Source organism: Luteibacter yeojuensis (assembly GCF_000964085.1).
Lineage (GTDB): Bacteria > Pseudomonadota > Gammaproteobacteria > Xanthomonadales > Rhodanobacteraceae > Luteibacter > Luteibacter yeojuensis_A.
In genome coordinates this window covers 1-23,353 of sequence record NZ_JZRB01000058.1, presented here as the reverse complement: position 1 = coordinate 23,353, position 23,353 = coordinate 1, and the positions used below count along the sequence as shown (strand labels likewise).

Annotated in this window: 34 protein-coding genes; 1 reads left to right on the top strand and 33 read right to left on the bottom strand. The window is 65.7% G+C overall.

Annotated elements, in window-relative coordinates; genetic code table 11:
- Positions 1–18 precede the first annotated feature (18 nt).
- The 4 genes from mutL to VI08_RS18680 all read right to left on the bottom strand — a co-directional run bounded on the left by mutL (position 19) and on the right by VI08_RS18680 (position 5,686).
- On the bottom strand, positions 19–1,875 hold the full coding sequence (gene mutL, locus VI08_RS18695) for a DNA mismatch repair endonuclease MutL (RefSeq protein ID WP_045831151.1): 1,857 nt from the start codon (positions 1,873–1,875) through the stop codon (positions 19–21).
- Positions 1,876–2,001: 126 nt separating this feature from the next.
- Positions 2,002–3,639 (bottom strand): N-acetylmuramoyl-L-alanine amidase, encoded by a 1,638-nt coding sequence (locus tag VI08_RS18690; protein ID WP_045831186.1) that lies wholly within the window; start codon positions 3,637–3,639, stop codon positions 2,002–2,004.
- Positions 3,640–3,764: 125 nt separating this feature from the next.
- On the bottom strand, positions 3,765–4,211 hold the full coding sequence (gene tsaE / locus VI08_RS18685) for a tRNA (adenosine(37)-N6)-threonylcarbamoyltransferase complex ATPase subunit type 1 TsaE (RefSeq protein ID WP_045831150.1): 447 nt from the start codon (positions 4,209–4,211) through the stop codon (positions 3,765–3,767).
- Positions 4,211–5,686, bottom strand: a complete 1,476-nt coding sequence (locus tag VI08_RS18680; protein WP_045831149.1) for an NAD(P)H-hydrate dehydratase — start codon at positions 5,684–5,686, stop codon at positions 4,211–4,213. The genes tsaE and VI08_RS18680 overlap by 1 nt, the downstream gene beginning before the upstream one ends.
- A gap of 36 nt (positions 5,687–5,722) precedes the next feature.
- On the opposite strand from VI08_RS18680, the gene queG reads away from it, so the two are divergent.
- Positions 5,723–6,790, top strand: coding sequence for a tRNA epoxyqueuosine(34) reductase QueG (gene queG / locus VI08_RS18675; RefSeq protein ID WP_045831148.1), 1,068 nt, complete (start codon positions 5,723–5,725; stop codon positions 6,788–6,790).
- 94 nt (positions 6,791–6,884) lie between these two features.
- Here queG and VI08_RS18670 read toward each other — a convergent pair whose 3' ends face one another.
- The 29 genes from VI08_RS18670 to rpsJ all read right to left on the bottom strand — a co-directional run bounded on the left by VI08_RS18670 (position 6,885) and on the right by rpsJ (position 22,802).
- Positions 6,885–8,258, bottom strand: a complete 1,374-nt coding sequence (locus VI08_RS18670) for a class II 3-deoxy-7-phosphoheptulonate synthase (RefSeq protein ID WP_045831147.1) — start codon at positions 8,256–8,258, stop codon at positions 6,885–6,887.
- Between the two features lie 10 nt (positions 8,259–8,268).
- Positions 8,269–8,805: a disulfide bond formation protein B gene (locus VI08_RS18665; protein WP_045831146.1), complete on the bottom strand. Its 537-nt coding sequence runs from the start codon at positions 8,803–8,805 to the stop codon at positions 8,269–8,271.
- A 251-nt stretch (positions 8,806–9,056) separates the two neighbouring features.
- A complete protein-coding gene (rplQ, locus tag VI08_RS18660; protein ID WP_045831145.1) occupies positions 9,057–9,440 on the bottom strand; it encodes a 50S ribosomal protein L17 in 384 nt (127 codons plus the stop codon).
- A 207-nt stretch (positions 9,441–9,647) separates the two neighbouring features.
- Entirely contained in the window at positions 9,648–10,646 is a 999-nt protein-coding gene (locus VI08_RS18655) for a DNA-directed RNA polymerase subunit alpha (RefSeq protein ID WP_045831144.1), read from the bottom strand.
- A 16-nt stretch (positions 10,647–10,662) separates the two neighbouring features.
- The gene (rpsD, locus tag VI08_RS18650) at positions 10,663–11,289 is read right to left on the bottom strand and encodes a 30S ribosomal protein S4 (protein ID WP_045831143.1); all 627 of its coding nucleotides are present in this window, start codon (positions 11,287–11,289) and stop codon (positions 10,663–10,665) included.
- Positions 11,290–11,300: 11 nt separating this feature from the next.
- Positions 11,301–11,687 carry a 30S ribosomal protein S11 gene (gene rpsK, locus VI08_RS18645; protein ID WP_007513384.1) on the bottom strand — a complete coding sequence of 129 codons (387 nt, stop codon included), beginning with the start codon at positions 11,685–11,687 and terminating at the stop codon, positions 11,301–11,303.
- 12 nt (positions 11,688–11,699) lie between these two features.
- A complete protein-coding gene (gene rpsM / locus VI08_RS18640; RefSeq protein ID WP_045831142.1) occupies positions 11,700–12,056 on the bottom strand; it encodes a 30S ribosomal protein S13 in 357 nt (118 codons plus the stop codon).
- A 126-nt stretch (positions 12,057–12,182) separates the two neighbouring features.
- Complete coding sequence (gene secY, locus VI08_RS18635) at positions 12,183–13,505, bottom strand: preprotein translocase subunit SecY (RefSeq protein ID WP_045831141.1); 1,323 nt, start codon at positions 13,503–13,505, stop codon at positions 12,183–12,185.
- 4 nt (positions 13,506–13,509) lie between these two features.
- Positions 13,510–13,947 (bottom strand): 50S ribosomal protein L15, encoded by a 438-nt coding sequence (gene rplO / locus VI08_RS18630; protein ID WP_198149006.1) that lies wholly within the window; start codon positions 13,945–13,947, stop codon positions 13,510–13,512.
- Positions 13,947–14,144 (bottom strand): 50S ribosomal protein L30, encoded by a 198-nt coding sequence (gene rpmD / locus VI08_RS18625; RefSeq protein WP_045831139.1) that lies wholly within the window; start codon positions 14,142–14,144, stop codon positions 13,947–13,949. The genes rplO and rpmD overlap by 1 nt, the downstream gene beginning before the upstream one ends.
- Positions 14,137–14,646, bottom strand: a complete 510-nt coding sequence (gene rpsE, locus VI08_RS18620) for a 30S ribosomal protein S5 (RefSeq protein WP_029213879.1) — start codon at positions 14,644–14,646, stop codon at positions 14,137–14,139. The genes rpmD and rpsE overlap by 8 nt, the downstream gene beginning before the upstream one ends.
- Positions 14,647–14,758: 112 nt before the next feature.
- The gene (rplR, locus tag VI08_RS18615; protein WP_045831138.1) at positions 14,759–15,109 is read right to left on the bottom strand and encodes a 50S ribosomal protein L18; all 351 of its coding nucleotides are present in this window, start codon (positions 15,107–15,109) and stop codon (positions 14,759–14,761) included.
- Positions 15,110–15,139: 30 nt separating this feature from the next.
- A complete protein-coding gene (rplF, locus tag VI08_RS18610) occupies positions 15,140–15,667 on the bottom strand; it encodes a 50S ribosomal protein L6 (protein ID WP_045831137.1) in 528 nt (175 codons plus the stop codon).
- Between the two features lie 11 nt (positions 15,668–15,678).
- The gene (gene rpsH, locus VI08_RS18605) at positions 15,679–16,074 is read right to left on the bottom strand and encodes a 30S ribosomal protein S8 (protein ID WP_045831136.1); all 396 of its coding nucleotides are present in this window, start codon (positions 16,072–16,074) and stop codon (positions 15,679–15,681) included.
- Between the two features lie 175 nt (positions 16,075–16,249).
- Positions 16,250–16,555, bottom strand: coding sequence for a 30S ribosomal protein S14 (rpsN, locus tag VI08_RS18600; protein WP_045831135.1), 306 nt, complete (start codon positions 16,553–16,555; stop codon positions 16,250–16,252).
- Positions 16,556–16,569: 14 nt separating this feature from the next.
- Entirely contained in the window at positions 16,570–17,109 is a 540-nt protein-coding gene (rplE, locus tag VI08_RS18595; RefSeq protein WP_045831134.1) for a 50S ribosomal protein L5, read from the bottom strand.
- 12 nt (positions 17,110–17,121) lie between these two features.
- The gene (gene rplX / locus VI08_RS18590) at positions 17,122–17,433 is read right to left on the bottom strand and encodes a 50S ribosomal protein L24 (protein WP_045831133.1); all 312 of its coding nucleotides are present in this window, start codon (positions 17,431–17,433) and stop codon (positions 17,122–17,124) included.
- Positions 17,434–17,447: 14 nt separating this feature from the next.
- The gene (gene rplN / locus VI08_RS18585; RefSeq protein WP_029213886.1) at positions 17,448–17,816 is read right to left on the bottom strand and encodes a 50S ribosomal protein L14; all 369 of its coding nucleotides are present in this window, start codon (positions 17,814–17,816) and stop codon (positions 17,448–17,450) included.
- An 11-nt stretch (positions 17,817–17,827) separates the two neighbouring features.
- Positions 17,828–18,088 carry a 30S ribosomal protein S17 gene (gene rpsQ / locus VI08_RS18580; RefSeq protein ID WP_045831132.1) on the bottom strand — a complete coding sequence of 87 codons (261 nt, stop codon included), beginning with the start codon at positions 18,086–18,088 and terminating at the stop codon, positions 17,828–17,830.
- 12 nt (positions 18,089–18,100) lie between these two features.
- Positions 18,101–18,286, bottom strand: coding sequence for a 50S ribosomal protein L29 (gene rpmC / locus VI08_RS18575; RefSeq protein WP_045831131.1), 186 nt, complete (start codon positions 18,284–18,286; stop codon positions 18,101–18,103).
- Complete coding sequence (gene rplP / locus VI08_RS18570; protein WP_045831130.1) at positions 18,286–18,699, bottom strand: 50S ribosomal protein L16; 414 nt, start codon at positions 18,697–18,699, stop codon at positions 18,286–18,288. The genes rpmC and rplP overlap by 1 nt, the downstream gene beginning before the upstream one ends.
- A gap of 11 nt (positions 18,700–18,710) precedes the next feature.
- Complete coding sequence (rpsC, locus tag VI08_RS18565; RefSeq protein ID WP_045831129.1) at positions 18,711–19,448, bottom strand: 30S ribosomal protein S3; 738 nt, start codon at positions 19,446–19,448, stop codon at positions 18,711–18,713.
- A 15-nt stretch (positions 19,449–19,463) separates the two neighbouring features.
- On the bottom strand, positions 19,464–19,799 hold the full coding sequence (gene rplV, locus VI08_RS18560; protein ID WP_045831128.1) for a 50S ribosomal protein L22: 336 nt from the start codon (positions 19,797–19,799) through the stop codon (positions 19,464–19,466).
- A complete protein-coding gene (gene rpsS, locus VI08_RS18555; protein ID WP_029213892.1) occupies positions 19,799–20,071 on the bottom strand; it encodes a 30S ribosomal protein S19 in 273 nt (90 codons plus the stop codon). The genes rplV and rpsS overlap by 1 nt, the downstream gene beginning before the upstream one ends.
- Positions 20,072–20,084: 13 nt before the next feature.
- Positions 20,085–20,906 (bottom strand): 50S ribosomal protein L2, encoded by an 822-nt coding sequence (rplB, locus tag VI08_RS18550; RefSeq protein ID WP_045831127.1) that lies wholly within the window; start codon positions 20,904–20,906, stop codon positions 20,085–20,087.
- Positions 20,907–20,924: 18 nt separating this feature from the next.
- Positions 20,925–21,218, bottom strand: coding sequence for a 50S ribosomal protein L23 (gene rplW / locus VI08_RS18545; protein WP_045831126.1), 294 nt, complete (start codon positions 21,216–21,218; stop codon positions 20,925–20,927).
- Positions 21,215–21,817, bottom strand: coding sequence for a 50S ribosomal protein L4 (gene rplD / locus VI08_RS18540; RefSeq protein ID WP_045831125.1), 603 nt, complete (start codon positions 21,815–21,817; stop codon positions 21,215–21,217). Before rplD ends, rplW begins: the two co-directional genes overlap by 4 nt.
- A gap of 11 nt (positions 21,818–21,828) precedes the next feature.
- On the bottom strand, positions 21,829–22,470 hold the full coding sequence (gene rplC, locus VI08_RS18535; protein ID WP_045831124.1) for a 50S ribosomal protein L3: 642 nt from the start codon (positions 22,468–22,470) through the stop codon (positions 21,829–21,831).
- 20 nt (positions 22,471–22,490) lie between these two features.
- The gene (gene rpsJ / locus VI08_RS18530) at positions 22,491–22,802 is read right to left on the bottom strand and encodes a 30S ribosomal protein S10 (RefSeq protein WP_014402136.1); all 312 of its coding nucleotides are present in this window, start codon (positions 22,800–22,802) and stop codon (positions 22,491–22,493) included.
- Between the last annotated feature and the right edge of the window lie 551 nt (positions 22,803–23,353).

Genomic DNA, 23,353 nt, shown 5'->3' with positions numbered 1-23,353 from the left:
TGGGCTCCTACATTGGGGTTAGCGGCCGCGCAGGAAGAGTTTGTCCAGCTCGGCGAGCGAGAGCTGCACCCAGGTGGGGCGGCCGTGGTTGCATTGGCCGCTGCGTTCGGTGGCTTCCATTTCGCGCAGCAAGGCGTTCATTTCGGGAAGCCCCAGGCGGCGGCCGGCACGCACGGAACCGTGGCAGGCCATCGTCGAGAGCAGTTCGTTTTCCAGTTCTTCGAGGCGGCGCGAGCTGCCGTGCTGCGCGAGCTCGGCCAGCACGTCGCGCGTGAGCTGCGCCACGTCGGCGCCCTCGAGCAGCGAAGGGATACGGCGCACGACGACGCCGGACGGGCCGCTGCGCGACAGTTCGAGGCCCCAGTCGGCGAGCGCCTCGGCGTGTTCTTCCGCCGCCGCGGCTTCTTTCGCGCTGACGGCGATGGACAGCGGCACCAGCATCATCTGCGAACGCAGGCTGGCGGTGACGCGGCCATTTTTCAGTTTCTCGTACGTAATGCGCTCGTGCGCCGCGTGCATGTCCACCAGCACCATGCCGTGCGCGTTTTCCGCCAGCACGTAGATGTTCTTCAGCTGCGCGATGGCATAGCCCAGGGGCGGAATGTCATCGCCCTGCTCCGGGTCCTGCGCCAGCGTGGGCGACCACGACGCGGAGGGGCGCGGCGCGAAGCTGGTGGACGCGCTGTTCTGCGCCTCGCCGAACAGCGTGGCATAGCCCGCCAGCGGCTGCTCGCGCACGCCCAGGTTCAGCCGCGACTGGCTGGCCTGCTGCGGCCACGCGGGCATGGCGTGTGGCATGGGTTGCGATACACGCGATTCGAAGCCGCCCGTGGCCGCGGCGGCGACCGGCATGGCGGCTTCATTCGGCACGGCACCGGCGCGCGTCTGCGACAGGGCCTCGTGCAGCGTACGGAACAGGAAATCGTGGATGAGGCGCTGCTCGCGGAAGCGCACTTCGTTTTTCGCCGGGTGCACGTTGACGTCGACGCCCGCGGGGTCGAGTTCAAGGAACAGCACGAACACCGGGTGGCGGCCGTGGAACAGCACGTCGGCGTAGGCCTGGCGTACCGCATGCGCCACGATGCGGTCGCGGACGAGGCGGCCGTTGACGTAGAAATACTGCTGGTCGGCCTGCGAGCGCGACGCGGTGGGCAAGCCCACCCAGCCCGACAGGCGCAGGCCGGCCGCCTCGTGCTCCACGCGCAGCGCCTGGCCCGGGAAATCCGGGCCCAGCACTTCCGCCACCCGCGCCAGCGCCGCGTGCTCATCGCGCGCGGGCTTGAGCAGGCGCACGGGCTTGCCGTTGTGCGTGAGGCGGATATCGACGCCCTCGCGCGCCAGCGCCAGCGACTTCAGCAGGTCGTCGATGTGCGCGAACTCCGTGCGCTCGGCGCGGAGGAACTTGCGCCGCGCGGGCACGTTGTAGAAGAGATCGCGCACCTCGATGGTGGTGCCCGGCGGATGCTGCGCGGGGCGTGCATCGGTGTACTTGCCGCCGTCCACTTCGATGCGCCACGCGGCGTCCTGGCCGGCCTGGCGCGAGGTGAGCGAAAAGCGCGCGACGGACGAGACGGAGGCAAGGGCTTCGCCACGGAACCCCATGCTGGCCACGCGCTCGAGGTCGTCGAAGCTGGCGATCTTGCTGGTGGCATGCGAGGCCACGGCCAGGGGCAGTTCCTCGCGGGGGATGCCGCCGCCATCGTCGCGCACGCGGATGAGGCGCACGCCGCCCTGCTCGATGTCCACCTCGATGCGGCGGGCACCGGCATCGATGCTGTTCTCCACGAGTTCCTTCACCACCGAGGCGGGGCGCTCGATGACTTCACCGGCCGCGATCTGGTTGATCAGCTCGGGCGGTAGGGCACGGATGGGCATGGCTTGGGCCTGACTTGCGCGTTCAGGCTGGAAGGATAGAGCATCGCGCGCGAGCGCGCTCCCACCAGAGCACGTAGGTGGGCGGCCTTCCCTGTGGGAGCGCGCTTGCGCGCGATGCCCCGGCGATCAGCTAGATGGGATGACCATGACGCTACCGACCCGCACGGTATTGTCATTCATCTTGTTGGCCAACTTCAGCGCGCCGACCGAGACGCCGTACTGCTGGGCGATACCCGTCAGCGTCTCGCCGCGGCCCACGCGGTGCACGTCGCGGATGTTGTCGTCGGCGCGGCCCTTGCCGCCCTTCTTCGACGGCACGTCTGCCTTGGCGATCGTCTTCTTCGACGTGGCCGGGGCCTTGTCGGCCTTGTCGCTTTTTGCCACGGCCTTGGGCGCGGGCGTGTCGTCGGCGCTGTCGTCCGCGCCGCCTTCAGGCTCGACCGGTGCCGGCGTGGCCGCCACGTAGGTGCCGTTGCGGCGCGCGGCCTGGGCCGCGAACCACGTGCCTGGCGGGGGCATGGATTCGAAGTAGTTGCGCACGCCGCCGAGCACGGCGCTGGCCAGCTCTTCGCGGTGGCCTTCGTTACGCAGGCGGGTTTCTTCGGACGGGTTGGTGATGAACGCCGTCTCGACGAGGATGGAGGGCACGTCGGGCGAGCGCAGCACGACGAAGTTGGCGCGCTCGACATAGCCACGGTGCGTGGGGCCAAGGCGGCCCAGCGCCTTCAGCACGTTGCCGGCGATCTGCTCCGAGGCCTGCATGGCGTAGCCCTGCTGCAGGTCGAGCAGCACGGCCGCCAGGGAATCGTCCTTGTCGTCGAGCGAGACGCCGCCGACCAGGTCGGCGCGGTTTTCACGGTCGGCCAGCCAGCGGGCCGCCTCGGAGGTCTTGCCGCGGGGTGACAGCACCCACACCGACGAGCCCTTGGCGTCGCTGTTCTTGAACGCATCCGCATGGATGGACACGAACATGTCGGCATTGTGCTCGCGGGCGATCTGGTAGCGGCGCTTCAGCGGGATGAAGTAATCGCCATTGCGGGTCAGCACCGCCTGCATGCCCGGCTGGCGGTTGATCTGGTCGGCGAGCTCGCGGGCCACCATGAGGGTGACATCCTTCTCGCGCAGGCCCGTGGCGCCCTTGGCACCCGGATCCTCGCCGCCGTGGCCGGCATCGATGGCCACGACCACCTTGCGGCCACCACCGGCCATGGGCGGCACGCCCGGCGGCGGCGTGCGGCTGCCCTTCGCGCCCTTCTTCGTCGACACGAGCGCGACCGGCGCATCGGCAGGTGCGTCGGCGACGGCCTTGGCCACGGCCGGGGTGACATCGTCGCCCGGGCTGTTGTCGCCCGGATCGGACTGGCCACCCGGGTAGAGGTCGAGCACCAGGCGGTAGCCGTAATCGCCGGCGGGCTTCAGGAGGAAGCTCTTCGGCTTGGCCTTCGCATCCACCGTGGCGGTAAGCCGGGCGCCACCGCCCTGCTTGCCCGTGCTCATGGACTTGAACAGGCCCTGCCCGCCCGGCGCCGAGAAATCGGATGCCACCGCGCTGCCGGCGATATCCAGCACCACGCTGCCCGGGGTATCGCCCTGGGACATCTTGTAGGTGGCCGGCCCGGAAAGATCGAAGACCACGCGCGTGTATTCGGGGCCAGCCCAGACGCGCGCGGACTTCACGTCTGCCGCGTTCGAGGCGGCAGGCGCCAGCGTCGCGACGGCGGTCACGCACGCAAGCAGCCCAAGTTTGATAGTGATTCCCCTCATACGGCCCGGATTGAACTGCATGCGCCCGCGGATTGCAAGATGTTTTCCCTTGCTAATCCATAACCTGCGAATACTTCGTCAACGGCCGTACAGGAATATCGCGCAAGCACCCAGAAATTTCCCACTCAAAGGCTGTCGACGATGCGCCGGCCCATCGCGGTACGCGGCTGGAACACCACCGCACGGCCGGTGCCGTCGTGGCGGAAGCTGAGCTCCAGGTCCACCGGTGGCAACGCGCCGGCGCCGCGCTCGGGCCACTCGACGAGGACGATGGCACCCGGTTCGGCGAGGCTGTCGAGGCCCAGCCATTCGAGTTCGCCGGGGTCGGCGATACGGTACAGGTCGAGGTGGAACGCCCGGCGGTCGCCGAATTCGTAACCCTCGACCAGGCTGTAGGTGGGGCTCTTGACCCGCTCGCCCACGCCCAGCGCTTGCAGGAACGCGCGGGCGAACGTGGTCTTGCCGGCGCCGAGGTCGCCGTGGAGGAAGGCCACGAGGCCATCGGGCAGCGCCTTCGCCAGGCGCTGGCCCAGGGCGATGGTGGCGGCTTCATCGGGCAGGGTGAGTTCCATCAGGCCTCCAGGCCATTGACGAGGCGGCGCAGCGGGTCGAGCAGGTCGCCGGCAAGCAGACCGCGCTCGCCGTGGCGGGCGGCGGCATCAGCCGCGCGGGCGTGCAGGCCCACACCGAGGCACGCGGCGTCGAAGGGTTCGCACCCCTGGGCCAGCAGGCCCGCGATGATGCCGGTCAGCGTATCGCCCATGCCGCCACTGGCCATGCCCGGGTTGCCCCAGGGGCACACGGCCACCCTGCCGTCGGGCGCGGCGATGAGGCTGCCGTTGCCCTTAAGCACCACCACGGCCGCGTACTTGCGGGCCAGCGTGCGCACGGCGTGGAAACGGTCGGCCTGCACGTCGGCGGTGGTGATGCCCAGCAGGCGGCTCGCCTCGCCCGGGTGCGGGGTGAGGACGATCGCCGCCGGCAGCACGCGCGGCTCGGCGTGCAGCAGGTTGAGGCCATCGGCGTCGAGCACCGTGGGCTTGCCGGCGTCGAGCGCGGTCTGCCACAGGGCGTGGCCCCAGGCGGCCTGGCCAATGCCGGGGCCCAGCGCGACGACCGAGGCCTTGTCGAGCATGGGTTGCAAGGTTTGCGGGCCATCCACGGCGTGGGCCATGAGCTCGGGCCGCGCGGCGTTCATGGCGAGGACGTGCTGCTCGCGCGTGGCGACGCTGACCAGCCCTGCCCCGGTGCGCGCGGCGGCTTCGGCCGCCATGCGCACGGCGCCGCCGGTACCGTGGTCGCCGCCGACGGCGAGGACGTGGCCGTTGCTGCCCTTGTGCGCATCGCGAGGGCGCGGCGGAAGGCCGCGAGGCGTGAGCAGCGTGGCGTCGGGCGCCTCGAGGATAGAGGCCGGGAGATCCAGCGGATGCAGCACGACCGTTCCGGCGAGTTCCGCCAGGTGCGTATGCAGGCCCCGCTTGTGGACGATGAAGGTGGCCGTGGCGTTGGCGCGGACGGCGACACCCGGCGCGGCGCCCGTATCCGCCGACAGGCCCGAGGGCACGTCGAGGGCCAGCACCGGGACGCCGGCCGCGTTGATGGCCTCGACAGCGGCCTTCGCTTCGCCCTCGGGCGCACGGTTCAGCCCCGTGCCGTAGAGGGCATCGACGATGACATCGGGCGTAGCGAGGGCGTCGTCGTCGACTGCAGCCGTGGCCGTGCCGCCCGCGTCGAGGAAGGCCTGCCGCGCGAGGGCGGCGTCCCCGCCCTCCTTCGGCATGCCCAGCGCCACCAGGTCGACATGCAGCCCGGCGGCCAGCGCATCGCGGCCGACGAGGTAGCCATCGCCCCCGTTGTTGCCGGCGCCGCACACGATGCGCAGATGGCGCGCCTCGGGCCACAGGCGGCGCAGCTGGGCGTAAGCGGCGGCCGCGGCACGAGCCATCAGCTCAAAGCCCGGGATGCCGAGCTCGTCGATGGCCCGCCGGTCGATGGCGCGCGCCTGGGCGGGCGTGAAGAGGGCGGTATCGAGGTGTGGGGCGCTCATCGTGGGGATTATAGAAGGGCCGGGTAAAATGGACGCATGCCCGCCGCCACCGACATCGATTACGCCGCCCTCGCCCGCGATATCAAACGCTGGGCGCTGGAACTCGGTTTCGCGGATGCCGGCATCGCGGGCACCGACCTGGGCCACGACGAGGCCTACCTGCAGCGCTGGCTGGCCGACGGCCACCATGGCGAGATGGATTACATGGCGCGCCACGGCACCCGGCGCAGCCGCCCGGCCGAGCTGGAGTCGGGCACGCTGCGCGTGGTGTCGGTGCGCATGGATTACATCCCGCCGGGCACGGCCAACGCGTGGGACGTGATCAACGACGGCGACAAGGCCTACATCGCCCGCTATGCGCTGGGCCGCGACTACCACAAGGTGATGCGCAACCGGCTGCAGAAACTGGCGTCGATGATCACCGGGCGCATCGGCGACTTCGCGTACCGCGCCTATGTCGACTCCGCCCCGGTGCTCGAGAAGGCCTTGGCCCGCAACGCCGGCCTGGGCTGGATCGGCAAGCACACGGTGGTGATCAACAAGCGCGCGGGTTCCTACTTCTTCCTCGGCGAGCTGTACACCAACCTGCCCCTCCCGGTGGATGAACCCGCCACCGCGCATTGCGGCAGCTGCCGTCGCTGCATCGATATCTGCCCCACGCAGGCCATCGTCGCCCCGTACCAGCTCGACGCGCGCAAGTGCATTTCCTATCTCACGATCGAACTCAAGGGCAGCATCCCCGAGGCGTTGCGCGCGCCGATGGGCAACCGCGTGTTCGGCTGCGACGACTGCCAGCTGATCTGCCCGTGGAACAAGTTCGCGCAGGAGGCGACGGAACCCGACTTCGCACCACGGCATAGCCTCGATAGGCCGAAGCTGGTAGAGCTGTTCGCGTGGAGCGAGGCGGAGTTCCTGGCGCGCACCGAGGGCATGGCCATTCGCCGCACGGGGTATGAAGGCTGGTTGCGGAACCTTGCCGTTGGGCTGGGCAACGCGCCAACCAGCGCCGAGGTGGTCGACGCCTTGCGGGCGCGGGCCGACGATGCGTCTGGCGTCGTGCGTGAGCACGTGGCGTGGGCGTTGCGGCGCCACGCCGGGGCATAGCGATAAGGGCTGTTGTAGGAGCCCACACCCGTGGGCGACAGCTCTTCGCGAAAAGCTGTCGCCCACGGGTGTGGGCTCCTACACGCGCTGGCTGTTACGCCATGCCACCCGATTTGCGGACGATGAGCATGGCCAGCTCGAGCGACTGCTCGTAGTTCAGGCGTGGATCCACCATCGACTTGTACGCGCGGTTCAGGTCCTGCTCGACCAGCCCACGGGCGCCACCGAGGCATTCGGTGACGTTCTCGCCGGTGAGCTCGAGGTGCACGCCACCGAGGCGGGTACCGGCCGCGGCGTGGATATCGAAGGCCTGGTCGAGCTCGCCCGCGATGTTGGCGAAGCGGCGCGTCTTGAAACCGTTGCTGGTGCTTTCGGTGTTGCCATGCATCGGGTCGGCCACCCACAGCACGCGGCGGCCTTCGCGCTTCACGGCCTCGAGCAGCGGCTGCAGCTGCGTGCCGATCTTGTCGTTGCCCATGCGGTGGATGAGCGTGAGGCGGCCCGGCTCATCGTTCGGGTTGAGCACGTCGATGAGGCGCAGCAGGTCGTCCGGCTGCACGGTGGGGCCGACCTTCACGGCAATGGGGTTGCGGATGCCACGGAAGTACTCGGTGTGCGCGCCATCGAGCGCCGCCGTACGCATGCCGATCCACGGGAAGTGGGTGGAGAGGTTGAACCAGCCATCCTGGCGCGGCACCTGGCGTGTCAGCGCTTCTTCGTAGTGCAGCAGCAGGGCTTCGTGCGACGTGTAGAAATCGACGCGCGAGTAGCTGGAGATGGACTGGCCGGCGAGTGTCTCCATGAAGCGGAGCGAATCACCGATGCTGGCCACCATGCGCTTGTACTCGGCGGCGAGCGGCGAATGCTCCACCCACGCCAGGTCCCAGTACTCCGGGTGGTGCAGGTCGGCGAAACCGCCGTCGATGAGCGCACGGACGAAGTTCATCGTCATGGCCGAGCGCGCGTGCGCCTTGATAAGGCGCTGCGGGTCGGCACGGCGTGCCTCGGCCGTGAACTCGGGGCTGTTGACCAGGTCGCCACGGAACGCCGGCAGCGTGACGCCATCGCGCGTTTCCGTATCGGCCGAGCGCGGCTTGGCGTACTGGCCCGCGAAGCGGCCCACGCGCAGCACGGGCTTTTTGAGGCCGTGGACGAGCACCAGGCTCATCTGCAGCAGCACCTTGAGTCGGTTGGAGATGATGGGGCTGGTGCAATCGGCGAAGCTCTCGGCGCAATCGCCGCCCTGGAGCAGGAAGCGTTCGCCGGCCTGGGCTTCGGCGATACGCTGCTTCAGCGTGAGGATTTCCCACGACGTGACCAGCGGCGGCAGCGCGCCAAGCTGGGCGAGCGACGCGTTGAGTTCGTCCTGGTTTTCATACGTGGGCTGCTGCAGGGCGGTCCGCGAACGCCAGGCGCCCGGCGCCCAGTCGGCGGCGGGGGCAGGAACGGCTTTGAGGGTGTGCGGCATGACGGCAGGCCTACGAGGTGGCGCCCTGGACGGCGCGGGAAGACGGACGGCGGGTGGTGCTGCGCAGGGCCAGCCAGGCCCATGCGGTGAGGATGACGAACCAGATGAGCGTCCAGGCCGGCATGGGCAGGCCGAGGATGGGCTCGATCTTGGCGCACTCACCGGAGCCGGTGAACGCGAGCTTGAGCATCTTCAGGAACGGGAACGAATCAAACAGGTAACCAAGGCCGGGGCCGCAGGCAGGCACCTGGTCGGCGGGCAGGCTCTGCAGCCACAGGTGCCGGCCGGCCGTGGCGATGCCCCAGGCACCGCCCAGGGTGATGAGCGCGGCGTACACGGCGCGCGCGCCCGGCCTGGCAGGGCCATGCAACGCGCCCACGAGGAAGAACAGGCCCATGATGCAAACGGCGATGCGCTGGAAGATGCACAGCGGGCACGGGTCGAGGTGCATCTGGTACTGCGCATACAGGGCAAAGCCCATGAGGCCGGCACAGACGAGGAAACCAGCGAGGTAGCGCGAACGGTACGACCAGGAGAACGGGTTCATGGGGGGATGGTGCGTTGCGGGACACCCACGTTAACTGGTTGTGCAGGGGTTTGTCAGTAGGCGGAAGAAGTTTCGTTTGTAACGACGTCAAGGACTTGCGTGCGCCAAGGCATTTCCCTGTGGGAGGGCGCTTGCGCGCGATGGCACCTGCGGTAAGTACATCGCGCGCAAGCGCGCTCCCACAGGCATAAAAAAAACCCCGGCTGGTTTCCCGGCCGGGGCTTTTGGTATCGCTTTGAGGCGAAGGACGCTTACTCGGCGTCGACCGCTTCGACTTCCGGGCGATCGACCAGCTCGACGTACGCCATCGGGGCGTTGTCGCCCGGGCGGAAGCCGCACTTGAGGATGCGCAGGTAGCCGCCGGGACGCTCGCGGTAGCGCGGGCCGAGCTCGACGAACAGCTTGCCGACGGCCTGCTTGTCGCGCAGGCGCGCAAAGGCTAGACGACGGTTGGCGACGCCATCGGTCTTGGCGAGCGTGATGAGCGGCTCGGCGACGCGACGGAGTTCCTTGGCCTTGGGAAGGGTGGTGCGGATCAGCTCGTGCTTGATCAGCGACGCGGCCATGTTCTTGAACATGGCTTCGCGGTGGCTGCTCGTGCGGTTGAGCTTGCGACCGGATTTCTGGTGGCGCATGGCGTTTACTCTCTATGGTCTGTTGTTATGGAAAGGCGGCCAGGATGAGCCGGCTTCCCGCGGTTACCCGCTATTCGAGGCTGTCAAAACGCCCCGTTATAAGAGCACGGCCTCTGTGGGCCGCTTTCGAAACCCGGCGGAAGTGCGCATGGCATCCACTGGCTGGTGCAAAAAACCGGGGCGATCAAGTGATCGCCCCGGGGGATATCAACCCAGCTGCATGCCGTGGGAAAGACCCGGCGGCGGCCAGTTTTCGAGCTTCATGCCGAGGGCGAGACCGCGACCGCCAAGGACGTCCTTGATTTCGGTCAGCGACTTCTTGCCCAGGTTCGGCGTCTTGAGCAGTTCGACTTCCGTCTTCTGCACGAGGTCGCCGATGTAGTAGATGCTCTCGGCCTTCAGGCAGTTCGCCGAACGGACGGTGAGCTCGAGGTCGTCGATGGGACGGAGCAGCAGCGGATCGAAACCGCCCTTCTCCGCCTTGGTCGAATCCGACTCGCGACGCGAGAAATCGCCAAAGACCGACAGCTGGTCGTTGATGATTTCAGCCGCCTTGCGGACGGCGTCTTCCGCACCGATGGTGCCGTTCGTTTCGATGTCGAGCACGAGCTTGTCGAGGTTGGTGCGCTGCTCGACACGAGCGGCGTCCACTTCGTAAGCCACGCGCAGCACCGGCGCGAACGACGCATCGAGCTGCAGACGGCCGATCGGCCGCGTCTCGTCATCCGGATGCTGGCGCGCGCTGGCGGGCTGGTAGCCGACGCCCTTGCGCACCTTGAGACGCATGTTCAGGGCCACGTCCTTGGTGAGGTGGCAAATCACATGATCCGGGTTGACGATCTCGACGGTGTGGTCGACGGCGATATCGCCCGCCGTGACCACGCCCTTGCCCTTCTTCGACAGCGTGAGGGTGACTTCATCACCGCTGTGCTGGCGAATGGCGACGTCCTTGAGGTTCAGGAGAACTTCAATGACATCTTCCTGGAGGCCTTCCAGGGTGGTGTACTCGTGCAGCACGCCGTCGATTTCGACCTCGACGATGGCGCTGCCCGGAATCGAAGAGAGCAGCACGCGGCGCAGCGCGTTGCCCAGGGTGTGGCCAAAACCACGCTCGAGCGGCTCGACCACCACCTTAGCGCGGTTCGCGCCAAGCTGCTCGACGCTGAGGCCACGAGGCCGCAGCACACTAGTTGACGATACTGCCATGCAAGGCTCCGGTGGATTACTTCGAGTAAAGCTCGACGATCAGGGCTTCGTTGATATCGGCCGGCAGATCACCACGATCCGGCACAGCCTTGAAGGTGCCTGCGAACTTCTTGCTGTCGACCTCGACCCACGTCGGACGGAGATCCATCGTGTCGTAGATCGTCGCCGCTTCCTGCACACGCAGCTGCGTGCGGGCCTTCTCGGTCAGCGAAACCTCATCGCCCGGGCGGACGTGGAACGAGGGAACGTTGACCTTCTTGCCGTTGACCGTCACCGACTTGTGGGCGACGAGCTGGCGGGCCTGGGCGCGGGTGACCGCGAAGCCCATGCGGTAGACGACGTTGTCGAGACGGCTTTCCAGGAGGCGAAGCAGGTTTTCACCCGTGTTGCCCTTCTGGGTCGAAGCCTTGGTGTAGTAGTTGCTGAACTGACGCTCGAGCACACCGTAGATGCGCTTGACCTTCTGCTTCTCACGAAGCTGAACAGCGTAGTCGGACAGGCGGGCGCGCTTGTTGGCGCCATGCTGGCCGGGCTTGTTTTCGAGCTTGCACTTGGAATCAAGCGCGCGGGCCGGGCTCTTCAGACCGAGGTCGGCACCTTCACGACGCGCAAGTTTGCAGGTAGCTCCACGATAACGGGCCATGGGTATGCTCCTTAGACGCGACGCTTCTTGGGGGGACGGCAGCCGTTATGCGGAATCGGCGTGACGTCGATAATGTTGAGCACCTTGTAGCCCAACGCATTGAGAGAACGCACGGCCGACTCGCGGCCCGGGCCGGGGCCCTTGATGCGAACTTCCACGGTCTTCACACCGTAGTCGCCAGCGGCGCGGCCAGCCTTTTCGGCGGCAACCTGCGCTGCGAACGGGGTCGACTTGCGCGAGCCGCGGAAACCCGCGCCGCCCGCCGTCGCCCACGACAGGGCATTGCCCTGGCGATCGGTGATCGTGACGATGGTGTTGTTGAAGGAAGCCTGCACGTGGGCCACGGCATCCGTGACAACGCGCTTGATCTTCTTCTTGGTCTTAACCGGCTTAGCCATAATCGGTATCCGTTACTTCTTGATCGGACGACGCGGACCCTTGCGGGTACGGGCGTTGGTACGCGTGCGCTGGCCGCGCACCGGCAGGCCGCGACGGTGGCGGAGGCCACGGTAGCAACCCAGGTCCATCAGACGCTTGACCGCCATGCCGATTTCGCGGCGGAGGTCGCCCTCGACGGTGTACTTGGCGATTTCAGCGCGGATCTTCTCGACCTCGCCCTCGCTCAACGACTTGATCTGCGTGGTCGGGACCACGCCAGCGTCGGTACAGACCTTCTTCGCCCGCGAACGGCCGATTCCGTAAATGCTCTGCAGGCCAACCCAGACATGCTTCTGGACCGGCAAATTGACACCCGCGATGCGCGCCATGATGTACTGTCTCCAATGTGCTTCGAGCGCGGTAAACGCGCAATTCTAACCTTGTTGAACCTAAACGGGAAGCCCTGCGGCGCCTCGCGCCACGGACACCCCTACTCGGGGACTTCCAGCCCAATCTCAGCCGCGGCGGAGATTGGACTTCTTAAGCAGACTCTCGTACTGGTGGCTGACGAGATGGGCCTGGACCTGTGCCGTGAAGTCCATCACCACCACCACCACGATCAGCAGCGAAGTGCCGCCGAAATAGAACGGGACGTGCCAGGCGTTCTGGAGGAACGAAGGCACCAGGCAGACCAGGACGATGTAAACCGCGCCGACACCGGTGAGACGGGTCATGACGCCATCGATATAGTCCGCCGTGGCCCGGCCCGGGCGGATGCCCGGGATGAGCGCGCCCGAACGCTTGAGGTTATCGGCCGTTTCCTGCGAATTGAACACGATCGCCGTATAGAAGAAGGCGAAACCGATCACCAGCACCGCGAACACGATGTCGTAGACCGGCTCACCCGGCGTCAGTGCCGTCGTGAGGCCCTGGAGCCAGCGCGACTGATGGGCCGAGCCGAACCAGGTGGCCGCCGTGGCCGGGAACAGCAGCAGGCTGCTGGCGAAGATCGGCGGAATGACGCCCGCCATGTTGATCTTCAGCGGCAGGTGCGACGTCTGGCGCTGGAACTGGCGCTGGTTGCCCTGCTTCGCGTAGTTCACGGTGATGCGCCGCTGGGCGCGCTCCATGAACACGACGAACGCCGTGACACCCAGGATGACCGCCACCACCATCAGCAGCTTCAGCACCGACAGCTCGCCGTTGTTGGCCATGGTGAGCGTATGCGCCACCGCGGCGGGCAGGCCAGCCACGATACCGGCGAAGATCAGCATCGAGATGCCGTTGCCGATACCGCGCTCGGTGATCTGCTCACCCAGCCACATCAGGAACATGGTGCCGGCGGTGAGGCCGACGACCGATGCCATGATGAAGCCGGCACCCGGCATGTAGACCACCGGCGCGCCGCCTGCCGCGACCTGCTTCTGCAGGGCGACCGCGATGCCGAAGGCCTGGAAGGCCGCGAGGCCGACCGTGCCGAAGCGGGTGTACATGGTCATCTTGCGACGACCCGACTCACCTTCCTTGCGCAGCGCCATCAGCGACGGGATGACCGAGCCCATCATCTGGACCACGATCGACGCCGAGATGTAAGGCACCACGCCGAGGGCGAACACCGAGAAGCGGGACAGCGAACCACCCGAGAACATGTTGACCATGTTCAGCAGGCCGCCGCCGCCTTCGACCAGGCTCGTCATCGCCTCGGGGTTCACGCCCGGGACCGGGATGAACGAACCAAGGCGGAAGACGATCAGCGCACCGATGAGGAAAAAGATGCGCTGACGCAGTTCCGTCAGTTTGCCCAGCGAGCCGAGCGAATTGCCCTGCGCTCCAGCCACTGGATTACTCCACCGTGCCGCCGGCGGCTTCGATGGCGGCCTTGGCACCGGCCGTCACGAGCACACCCTGCAGCTTCACGGCGCGGCTGATCTCACCCTTCAGCACGATCTTGATCTTCTTCGCGCGGCTGGAAACGAGACCAGCGGCGTGGAGGGCGATCGGATCGATGGTGTCGGCCTGGATCGAAGCCAGCTGGTACAGCATGACCTGCTCGGTGTCGGCCTTCTTCAGCGAGCGGAAGCCCACCTTGGGGAGGCGACGCTGCAGCGGCATCTGGCCGCCTTCGAAACCGACGCGATGGGTGTTACCAGCACGGGCATGCTGACCCTTGTGGCCGCGGCCGGCGGTCTTGCCGAGGCCGGAACCGATACCGCGGGCGACGCGGGTGCGGGTCTTGCGGGCGCCCTTGCCGGGCTTGATGTCGTTAAGACGCATGATGATTACTCCTCGACCCGGACCAGGTAGTAGACCGTGTTGATGAGGCCACGGACCTGCGGGGAATCCTTCAGTTCACGGACATCGTTGAGCTTGTTGAGGCCGAGGGCCTTGACGCTCAGGCGATGACGACCCTGCACGCCGCGCAGGCCCTTGACCAGGCGCACGCGGACGGTGCCGGCGGTTTCGTTGTTCTTAGCCATTGCCGAGGACCTCTTCGATCGTCTTGCCACGCTTGGCGGCGATGCGCTTCGGCGAGGCGACGGCCTGCAGACCCTTGATCGTCGCGCGGACGAGGTTGATCGGGTTGCGCGAGCCGACGGCCTTGGCCAGCACGTCCTTCACGCCGACCACTTCGAGGACAGCGCGCATGGCGCCGCCGGCGATGACGCCGGTACCCTGCGAGGCAGGCTGCATGTAGACGCGGGCCGCGCCGTGGTTAGCCTTGATGGCGTACCAGAGCGTGCCGTTGTTGAGTTCGATGGACACCATGTTGCGGCGGGCGCGTTCCATGGCCTTGGAGATGGCAACCGGCACTTCGCGCGCCTTGCCATAACCAAAACCGACGCGGCCTTCGCCATCGCCGACAACCGTCAGCGCGGTGAAGCTCATCTGGCGGCCACCCTTGACGGTCTTGGCCACGCGGTTGACGGCGATAAGCTTTTCAAGCATGCCGTCCGAATTTTCGCGATCAGTCGAGGACATCTCTTTTCCTGGTCGCCCGGATTTTCCGGGACTGTGTTTACGGCTTGGTCGCCGCTTGGAGTTGTAGGTGCATCGGGGTTCCGGCCCCTGGGGGCCGGAACCATGCCAGGCCTTAGAACTTCAGGCCGGCCTCACGAGCCGCATCGGCAAGCGCCTTGATGCGGCCGTGGTAACGGAAGCCCGAGCGGTCGAACGCAACGGACTCGACACCGGCGGCCTTGGCGCGCTCGGCGACAATGCGGCCCACCGTGGTGGCGGCTTCGACGTTCTTCTTGCTCTTGAGGCCATCGGCCACCGACTTCTGCACGGTCGAGGCGGCGGCCACGACGGTGCCGTTCGGTGCGAAGACCTGGGCGTAGAGGTGCTGGCCGGTGCGGTGCACGCTCAGGCGGTGGACGGCGAGCTCACGGATGTGGGCGCGGGTCGACTTGGCGCGGCGCAGGCGGGATTCGTTCTTGTTCATCGTCTCGTCTCCAGGAAGCGGATAGGCCGATTAGGCCTTCTTGGCTTCCTTCAGGATGATCTTCTCGCCGGCGTAGCGGACACCCTTGCCCTTGTACGGCTCGGGCGAACGGAACGCGCGGATCTTGGCGGCCACCTGGCCCACGAGCTGCTTGTCGGCGCCCTTGACCAGGACTTCCGTCTGCGTCGGGGTTTCGATGGTGATGCCTTCCGGCGCCTCGAAGACGACCGGGTGCGAGAAACCGAGCGAGAGGTTGATCGCCTTGCCCTGCATCTGCGCGCGGTAACCCACGCCGACCAGCTCGAGCTTCTTTTCGAAGCCGGTGGCGACGCCGGTGACCATGTTGGCGACGATCGCGCGGGCGGTGCCGCCGAACTTGTCGTCAGCGCCTTCGGCCAGGACGATGGTGGCCACGCCGTTTTCCTGCGCGAACGAGACGCCCGGCAGTTCGTGGGTGGTCAGGGTGCCCTTCGGGCCCTTGACGGAGACGGTGCCGTTGGCGACCGCGATTTCAACGCCCTTCGGGAGGGTGATGGGCTTCTTGGCTACACGTGACATGTGAGGACTCCTTACGCCACCTGGCCGATGACTTCGCCACCGAGACCCTTGGCACGGGCCTGCGCGTCGGTCAGCAGACCGGCGGAGGTGGAGATGATCGAGATACCCAGGCCACCGAGGACCTTCGGCAGCTCGTCCTTGCCGCGGTAGACGCGGAGACCCGAACGGCTGACACGGGAAATGGATTCGATGGCCGGACGGCCTTCGAAATACTTCAGCTTGATCTCGAGGACCGGCTTGCCGTTTTCATCGGCAACGCGGGCGTCGAGGACATAGCCTTCGTTCTGCAGGAGCTGGGCGAGGGCCAGCTTCATCTTCGACGACGGCATACGGACAACCGACTTGCCAGTGGCCTGGCTATTGCGGATGCGCGTAAACAGATCGGCGATGGGATCAGTCATGCTCATAGAAAAAACCCTTGAGAGTGCACCGATATCCGAATTACCGGAGATCTTTAAATTGTAAAGCCGACAAGGCGTCGGTCTGCATTGCGCAGACCGACGACTATATCAGGCTGTCGCGGGTTGGGCAACTTCTGCCCACCCCGTGCCCTGCCCCGCCGGCAAGCGGCGGGCGCCGGGTTTACCAGCTGGCCTTGCGCAGGCCCGGGACGTCGCCACGCATGGTGGCTTCACGCAGCTTGTTGCGGCCGAGGCCGAACTTGCTGTAGACGCCACGCGGGCGGCCCGTCAGGGCGCAACGGTTGCGCTGGCGGGACGGCGAAGCGTCACGCGGCAGCTTCTGCAGCTTGGTCTGGGCTTCCATCTTCTCGTCATACGAGGCGGTGGCGCTCAGAACGATCGCCTTCAGTTCGGCGCGCTTGGCGGCGTACTTCTTGACGAGCTTGGAGCGCTTTGCATCGCGCTCGATCATCGAGGTCTTGGCCATGATCTACCTGGTAATCAGTTACGGAACGGGAAGCTGAAAGCTTCCAGCAGTGCCTTGGCTTCTTCGTCGGACTTTGCGGTGGTGGTGATGGAGATATCCATACCGCGCAGCGCGTCGACCTGGTCGAAGTCGATTTCCGGGAAGATGATCTGTTCCTTGATGCCGAAGTTGTAGTTACCACGGCCATCGAAGGCACGGCCCGAGACACCACGGAAGTCGCGCGTACGCGGCAGCGAGATGTTGATCAGGCGGTCGAGGAACTCCCACATCTGGGCGCGGCGCAAGGTGACCTTGCAACCGATCGGCCAGCCGTCGCGGATCTTGAACGACGCGACCGAGACGCGGGCCTTCGTCGTGATCGGCTTCTGGCCGGCGATCTTGGCCATGTCGGCCACGGCGTTCTCGAGGATCTTCTTGTTACCGGCGGCTTCGCCGACGCCCATGTTGAGCGTGATCTTCGTGATGCGCGGGACTTCCATGACGTTCTGGTAACCGAAGCGCTCGGTGAGCTTCTTCATTACCGACTCTTTGTAAAACGTTTCAAGGCGGGTCATGACTTCGATTCCTTACGCGTCGACCACTTCGCCAGAGGCGAACACGCGCACCTTGCGCCCGTCCTCGAGCGTCTTGGTGCCCACGCGCTCGCCCTTGTTCGTGGCGGAGTTGAAGAGCTGGACATTGGAGATATGGATCGAGGCCTCACGCTCGACGATACCGCCAGGCTGGTTGGCCTGGGGGTTCGGCTTGGTGTGGCGCTTGATGACGTTGACGTTCGAGACGACCACGCGGTCGCCATCGACGCGCAGTACATCGCCGCGCTGGCCCTTGTTCTTGCCGGTGATCACGACGACGTGGTCACCCTTGCGGATACGGTTCATGTTCTGGCCTCCGCTCAGAGCACTTCGGGCGCGAGCGAGACGATCTTCATGAACTTCTCGCTGCGCAGCTCGCGGGTGACCGGCCCGAAGATACGGGTGCCGATCGGCTCGAGCTTGTTGTTGAGGATGACGGCCGCGTTACCGTCGAAACGGATGACGGAGCCATCGGGGCGGCGCACGCCCTTGGCGGTACGAACCACCACGGCGTTGTAGACCTCACCCTTCTTGACCTTGCCGCGCGGGATGGCGTCCTTGATCGTCACCTTGATCACATCGCCGACGCTGGCGTAACGGCGCTTCGAGCCGCCCAGCACCTTGATGCACATCATTTCTTTCGCGCCGCTGTTGTCAGCCGCGGAAAGCATGCTCTGTACCTGGATCATCGCAGCTCTCCTTAGACTTCAGCGCGCGTGACGATGGCGACCACGCGGTGATGCTTGGTCTTCGACAGCGGGCGGCATTCCGCGATACGCACCACGTCGCCCTCGTTCGCACCCGTTTCATCGTGTGCGTGGAGCTTGGTGGAGCGGCGGATGATCTTGCCGAGCAGCGGGTGCTGCACCTGGCGTTCGATCAGCACCGTGACCGTGTTGGTCATCTTGTTGCTGATGACGCGGCCTTCGAGGGTACGCGCCGTTTTCTGGTTATCGCTCATATCAGCCGTCCCTTACTTCTTCGCGCCGAGCACGAACTTCGTGCGGGCGATGTCGCGCCGAACGCGGCGCAGCTCGTGCGGCTGGGTAAGCTGACCGGAACCCTTCTGCATGCGCAGGTTGAACTGCTCCTTGCGAAGGTCCAGCAGATGCTGGTTCAGCTCTTCCGCCGACTTGTCTTTGATTTCTTTGATAGCCATTACATCACCGCCCTGGACACGAACTGCGTCTGGACCGAGAGCTTGGCGGCCGCAAGGCGCATGGCCTCGCGCGCGGTCGCTTCGTCGACACCTTCGATTTCATAAAGCATGCGGCCCGGCTGGATCAGAGCGACCCAGAACTCGACGCCACCCTTACCGGCACCCATGCGGACTTCGATGGGCTTGCGGGTGATCGGCTTGTCCGGGAACACGCGGATCCACAACTTGCCGCCACGCTTGACGTAGCGCGTGATGCAACGACGGGCCGCTTCGATCTGGCGCGCGGTCAGCTGACCGTGCGTCGTCGCCTTGAGGCCATACTCGCCAAAGCTCACGAGGTTGGAGTTGAATGCCAGGCCGTCGTTACGGCCCTTATGCATCTTGCGGTACTTGGTACGCTTCGGTTGCAACATGGCAACGCTCCTTACTTGGCAGAGCGCTCGCCACGCTCGCGGCGGTTTTCACCACCATCGCGACGCGACGACTGCTGCGGCTGCTGATCTTCCTTCGACGCCTCGGCCGTGGCGGCCGCGAGGTCGAAGATCTCGCCCTTGTACACCCACACCTTCACACCGATGATGCCGTACTGGGTCTTCGCTTCGGCGGTGCCGTAGTCGATGTCAGCGCGGAGGGTGTGGAGGGGCACGCGACCTTCGCGAGCCCACTCGGAGCGCGCGATCTCGGCGCCGTTAAGACGGCCGGAGACGTTGATCTTGATGCCCAGGGCGCCGAGGCGCATGGCGTTGCCAACCGAGCGCTTCATCGCGCGACGGAACATGATGCGGCGCTCGAGCTGCTGCGCGATCGACTCGGCAACGAGCTGGGCGTCGAGTTCCGGCTTGCGGACTTCGCTGACGTTGATGTGCGTCGGGACGCCCATCATGTCGGTGACTTCCTTGCGAAGCTTCTCGATGTCCTCGCCCTTCTTGCCGATCACCACGCCCGGACGGGCGGTGTGGATCGTCACGCGGGCGGTCTTGGCCGGGCGCTCGATCTGGATCTTCGAGATACCGGCGGCGGCGAGCTTCTTGCGCAGCATCTCGCGGACCTTGAGGTCGGCAGCGAGGTACAGGGCGTACTCACCCTTGTTGGCGTACCACTTCGAGTTCCAGTCCTTGGCAATGCCGAGGCGGATACCGGTGGGATGAACTTTATGACCCATCGTTTCTTACCCCAGTCAGTTGCCGACAACCACAGTGATGTGGCTGGTGCGCTTCAGGATGCGCGAACCGCGGCCTTTGGCGCGGGCATACATACGCTTCATCGCCTGGCCTTCGTCGACGAAGATGCGGGTGACCTTCAGTTCGTCGACGTCGGCGCCGAGGTTGTTCTCGGCGTTGGCAACGGCGGAAAGCAGCACCTTGCGGACAAGGTGGGCGGCCTTCTTGTTGGTGTAGGCAAGCGTGTCGCTGGCCCGGCCGACGGGCATGCCGCGGACCAGGTCTGCCACCAGGCGTGCCTTCTGCGCCGAGATGCGGGCGCCACGCAGGATCGCTTTGGCTTCAGTGCTCATCACTTGCCCTTCTTATCGCCGGCGTGGCCCTTGTAGGTGCGGGTCACCGCGAACTCGCCGAGCTTGTGCCCGACCATGTTCTCGTTGATAAGCACCGGCACGTGCTGGCGGCCGTTATGGATGGCGATGGTCAGGCCGACCATCTCCGGCAGGATCATCGAGCGACGCGACCAGGTCTTGATCGGGCGCTTGTTATTGGCGGAAACGGCGGCTTCCACCTTCTTTACGAGGTGCAGGTCAACGAACGGACCTTTCTTTAGAGAGCGCGGCATGATCGTTTCCTAATTACTTGCGACGACGCACGATGAACTGCTCGGTGCGCTTGTTATTGCGCGTCTTGTAACCCTTGGTCGGGGTACCCCACGGGCTGACCGGGTGGCGGCCACCGGAGGTCTTGCCCTCACCACCACCATGCGGGTGGTCGACCGGGTTCATGACGACACCGCGGACGGTCGGACGGATACCCTTCCAACGCTTCGCACCGGCCTTGCCGAGCTTGCGGAGGGAGTGCTCCGAGTTGCCGACTTCACCAATGGTGGCGCGGCACTCGACCGGGACGCGGCGCATTTCGCCGGAGCGAAGGCGCAGCGTGGCGTAACCCTGCTCGCGGGCCACCAGCTGGACCGAGGCGCCGGCCGAACGCGCGATCTGCGCACCCTTGCCAGGCTTCATCTCGATGCAGTGGATCGTGGAACCGACCGGGATCGAACGAAGCGGCAGGCAGTTGCCCGGCTTGATCGGGGAGTCGGAACCCGACACGAGGCGATCGCCCACCGCCACGCCCTTCGGCGCGATGATGTAGCGGCGCTCGCCGTCGGCGTAGCACAGCAGCGCGATGTGCGCGGTGCGGTTCGGATCGTATTCCAGGCGCTCAACGACGGCGGCGATGCCTTCCTTGTCGCGCTTGAAGTCGATGATGCGGTAAGCCTGCTTGTGACCGCCGCCGCGATGACGCGTGGTGATGCGACCGTAGTGGTTGCGGCCACCCGTCTTCGACTGCGATTCGGTCAGGGGCGCGTACGGTGCGCCCTTGTACAGACCTTCGGTCCGCACGCTGACAGCGTCGCGGCGGCCCGGGGAGGTCGGCTTGTGAGTGATCAGTGCCATCTCAATTCAACTCCTGGCTCAGGCCTTGGCCGACACGTCGATCGTGTGGCCATCGGCGAGGCGCACGTAAGCCTTGCGCTTGCCCTGGCGGTTGCCAGTGCGGAAACGGAACGACTTGACCTTGCCCTTGGTGTTCACGAGGTTCACGTCCACGACCTTGACGTCGAAGAGCTGTTCCACGGCGAGCGCGACATCAGCCTTGGTGGCCTCCGGCGCTACGATGAACACGTACTGGTTGTGCTCGGCGAGGCGAGCCGCTTTCTCGGAGATATGCGGCGCGCGAAGCGTGTTGAGCGTGCGTTCGGTGGTCATGCGAGCCACTCCTCGACCTTCTTGACCGCGTCCACCGTCATGACGACGAAGTCGCTACCGACGAGGCTGACCGGGTTCAGGGCCAGCACGTCGACGACGTGGATGTACGGAATGTTGCGGGCGGACAGGTACAGCGCCTCGGTGGCGTCTTCCGACACCAGCAGGACACGACCCTTGACTTCGAGCTCGGCGAGCTTGGCGATCATGGCCTTGGTGCTGGCCTTTTCGATCGACAGCTCGGACACGACCTTCAGGCGATCCTGACGGTTCAGCTCGGCGATGATCGAACGGATCGCAACGCGGTAAGCCTTGCGGTTGACCTTCTGCTCGAAGCTGCGCGGCTTGGCCGCGAACGTGACACCACCGCCCACGAAGATCGGGGCACGGTAATCGCCGTGGCGGGCGCCGCCGCCCTTCTGCTTCTTGAACTTCTTCGTGGTACCCGACAGTTCACCGCGCGACAGCTGCGCCTTGGTGCCTGCACGACCGCCAGCCTGGTAGGCAGTGACGACCTGGTGCACGAGGGCCTTCTTGTACTCGCCGCCGAACACTTCGTCCGAAACGGTGAGCGACTTGGCGCCAATAACGTTAAGTTCCATGGCGTCTCTCCTCAACCCTTGGTCGTCGGACGGATCACGACGTCGCCGCCAGTCGCGCCGGGAACAGCGCCCTTGACCGCGATGAGGTGACGTTCGGCATCGACCTTGACCACTTCGAGGCCCTGCACGGTGCGGTTGACCGCGCCCATGTGGCCCGCCATCTTCTTGCCAGGAAACACGCGGCCCGGCGTCTGGCGCTGGCCGATCGAGCCCGGGGCGCGATGCGACAGCGAGTTACCGTGCGTGGCGTCGCCCATCTTGAAGTGGTGACGCTTGATGGTGCCCTGGAAGCCCTTGCCCTTCGAGACGCCGGCGACGTCGACGGTCTGGCCCACGCTGAACACCGCTTCCGCGGTCAGCTCGGCACCGACTTCGTACTTGCCCGATTCGTCCGCGTTGAGGCGGAATTCCCACAGGCCACGACCCGGCTCAACCTTGGCCTTGGCGTAGTGACCCTTGGAGGGGTTCGTCAGCAGCGAAGCGCGCTTGGCGCCAGCCGTGACCTGGACGGCGTTGTAGCCGTCGACTTCGACCGTCTTCACCTGGGTCACGCGATTCGGCGTCGCTTCAATAAGCGTCACCGGGATCGAGCGGCCATCTTCAGTGAAGAGTCGGCTCATGCCGCACTTGCGGCCAACCAGTCCGATACTCATCTTCGTATCCTTTTATCCGCTCAGCCCAGCTTGATCTGCACGTCGACGCCGGCAGCAAGATCGAGCTTCATGAGCGCGTCCACGGTCTTGTCATTCGGATCGACGATGTCCAGAACGCGCTTGTGAGTACGAGTCTCGTACTGGTCGCGGGCATCTTTGTCGACGTGCGGCGACACCAGGATGGTGTAGCGCTCAATCTTGGTCGGCAGCGGGATCGGGCCGAGGACCGTGGCGCCAGTGCGCTTGGCCGTCTCGACGATTTCGCTGGCCGAACGGTCGATCAGACGATGATCGAACGCCTTGAGCCGAATGCGAATCTTTTGGTTCGCCATAAAACCGTGTCCTATTTTCGAAAGAACGTTCTTGTGATTCGGAGGGGCTTCTCGCCGCTCCGCACAACCCAGTTGCTACGTGTTACAGGTGCCGCAACGGGCCGCCCGGGAGCACTGGAAAGCGCCCTGGACGACCCGGATAGTCAGGCGGGCCGCAAAACAGCCCACGCAGACAGAAAAGTATAGAACGCACAACGCATTGGGTCAACAGAGCTTGCGCCCCGTGGCCCAGGTGTGGCATCCCATCCGGCTTCCCAGCCTGCGAACTCGAAGCGCTTTCCGTGCACCTCATTTCGCGTAGACCGCGCGCCTTTGGAGGCGTGCGGGAGTGTTAGCTCACGGAGTATATATGGCTTTCTAGACGAATGGAAGGCTTTTTTGGAGATGGGAGATGGGAAGTGGGGGTGGCACTGCCGGCGGGCGCGCAAGGGGACTGGCAGCGTCGCGCTGGCGTTATCGCTTCCCGGGCGCCTCAAGCACCCTCTTCCGGTCGCCGGTACTGCGCCCCCACTTCCCATCCCCCACCCCAAAAAAAAGGTTCTTCGCGGATT

Bases quoted from the DNA above. Each gene is read 5' to 3' on its own strand.
- rplX (WP_045831133.1), bottom strand. From the start codon at position 17,433: ATGAACCGTATCCGCAAGGGTGACCACGTCGTCGTGATCACCGGCAAG.
- rpmD (WP_045831139.1), bottom strand. From the start codon at position 14,144: ATGGCTAAGAACAACGAAACCGCCGGCACCGTCCGCGTGCGCCTGGTC.
- rplC (WP_045831124.1), bottom strand. From the start codon at position 22,470: ATGAGTATCGGACTGGTTGGCCGCAAGTGCGGCATGAGCCGACTCTTC.
- rplN (WP_029213886.1), bottom strand. From the start codon at position 17,816: ATGATCCAGGTACAGAGCATGCTTTCCGCGGCTGACAACAGCGGCGCG.
- rpsD (WP_045831143.1), bottom strand. From the start codon at position 11,289: ATGGCCCGTTATCGTGGAGCTACCTGCAAACTTGCGCGTCGTGAAGGT.
- queG (WP_045831148.1), top strand. From the start codon at position 5,723: ATGCCCGCCGCCACCGACATCGATTACGCCGCCCTCGCCCGCGATATC.
- rpsN (WP_045831135.1), bottom strand. From the start codon at position 16,555: ATGGCCAAGACCTCGATGATCGAGCGCGATGCAAAGCGCTCCAAGCTC.
- VI08_RS18690 (WP_045831186.1), bottom strand. From the start codon at position 3,639: ATGAGGGGAATCACTATCAAACTTGGGCTGCTTGCGTGCGTGACCGCC.
- rplF (WP_045831137.1), bottom strand. From the start codon at position 15,667: ATGTCACGTGTAGCCAAGAAGCCCATCACCCTCCCGAAGGGCGTTGAA.
- rplP (WP_045831130.1), bottom strand. From the start codon at position 18,699: ATGTTGCAACCGAAGCGTACCAAGTACCGCAAGATGCATAAGGGCCGT.
- VI08_RS18665 (WP_045831146.1), bottom strand. From the start codon at position 8,805: ATGAACCCGTTCTCCTGGTCGTACCGTTCGCGCTACCTCGCTGGTTTC.
- VI08_RS18680 (WP_045831149.1), bottom strand. From the start codon at position 5,686: ATGAGCGCCCCACACCTCGATACCGCCCTCTTCACGCCCGCCCAGGCG.
- rpsM (WP_045831142.1), bottom strand. From the start codon at position 12,056: ATGGCGCGCATCGCGGGTGTCAATTTGCCGGTCCAGAAGCATGTCTGG.
- rplW (WP_045831126.1), bottom strand. From the start codon at position 21,218: ATGACCACCGAACGCACGCTCAACACGCTTCGCGCGCCGCATATCTCC.
- tsaE (WP_045831150.1), bottom strand. From the start codon at position 4,211: ATGGAACTCACCCTGCCCGATGAAGCCGCCACCATCGCCCTGGGCCAG.
- rplB (WP_045831127.1), bottom strand. From the start codon at position 20,906: ATGGCACTGATCACTCACAAGCCGACCTCCCCGGGCCGCCGCGACGCT.
- rpsJ (WP_014402136.1), bottom strand. From the start codon at position 22,802: ATGGCGAACCAAAAGATTCGCATTCGGCTCAAGGCGTTCGATCATCGT.
- rpsH (WP_045831136.1), bottom strand. From the start codon at position 16,074: ATGAGCATGACTGATCCCATCGCCGATCTGTTTACGCGCATCCGCAAT.
- rplV (WP_045831128.1), bottom strand. From the start codon at position 19,799: ATGAGCACTGAAGCCAAAGCGATCCTGCGTGGCGCCCGCATCTCGGCG.
- VI08_RS18655 (WP_045831144.1), bottom strand. From the start codon at position 10,646: ATGGCAGTATCGTCAACTAGTGTGCTGCGGCCTCGTGGCCTCAGCGTC.
- rpsS (WP_029213892.1), bottom strand. From the start codon at position 20,071: ATGCCGCGCTCTCTAAAGAAAGGTCCGTTCGTTGACCTGCACCTCGTA.
- rplD (WP_045831125.1), bottom strand. From the start codon at position 21,817: ATGGAACTTAACGTTATTGGCGCCAAGTCGCTCACCGTTTCGGACGAA.
- rpsK (WP_007513384.1), bottom strand. From the start codon at position 11,687: ATGGCTAAGCCGGTTAAGACCAAGAAGAAGATCAAGCGCGTTGTCACG.
- rpsE (WP_029213879.1), bottom strand. From the start codon at position 14,646: ATGTCCTCGACTGATCGCGAAAATTCGGACGGCATGCTTGAAAAGCTT.
- rpmC (WP_045831131.1), bottom strand. From the start codon at position 18,286: ATGGCTATCAAAGAAATCAAAGACAAGTCGGCGGAAGAGCTGAACCAG.
- rpsQ (WP_045831132.1), bottom strand. From the start codon at position 18,088: ATGAGCGATAACCAGAAAACGGCGCGTACCCTCGAAGGCCGCGTCATC.
- rpsC (WP_045831129.1), bottom strand. From the start codon at position 19,448: ATGGGTCATAAAGTTCATCCCACCGGTATCCGCCTCGGCATTGCCAAG.
- VI08_RS18670 (WP_045831147.1), bottom strand. From the start codon at position 8,258: ATGCCGCACACCCTCAAAGCCGTTCCTGCCCCCGCCGCCGACTGGGCG.
- rplE (WP_045831134.1), bottom strand. From the start codon at position 17,109: ATGACCCGCCTTGAAACGTTTTACAAAGAGTCGGTAATGAAGAAGCTC.
- rplQ (WP_045831145.1), bottom strand. From the start codon at position 9,440: ATGCGCCACCAGAAATCCGGTCGCAAGCTCAACCGCACGAGCAGCCAC.
- mutL (WP_045831151.1), bottom strand. From the start codon at position 1,875: ATGCCCATCCGTGCCCTACCGCCCGAGCTGATCAACCAGATCGCGGCC.
- rplR (WP_045831138.1), bottom strand. From the start codon at position 15,109: ATGAACAAGAACGAATCCCGCCTGCGCCGCGCCAAGTCGACCCGCGCC.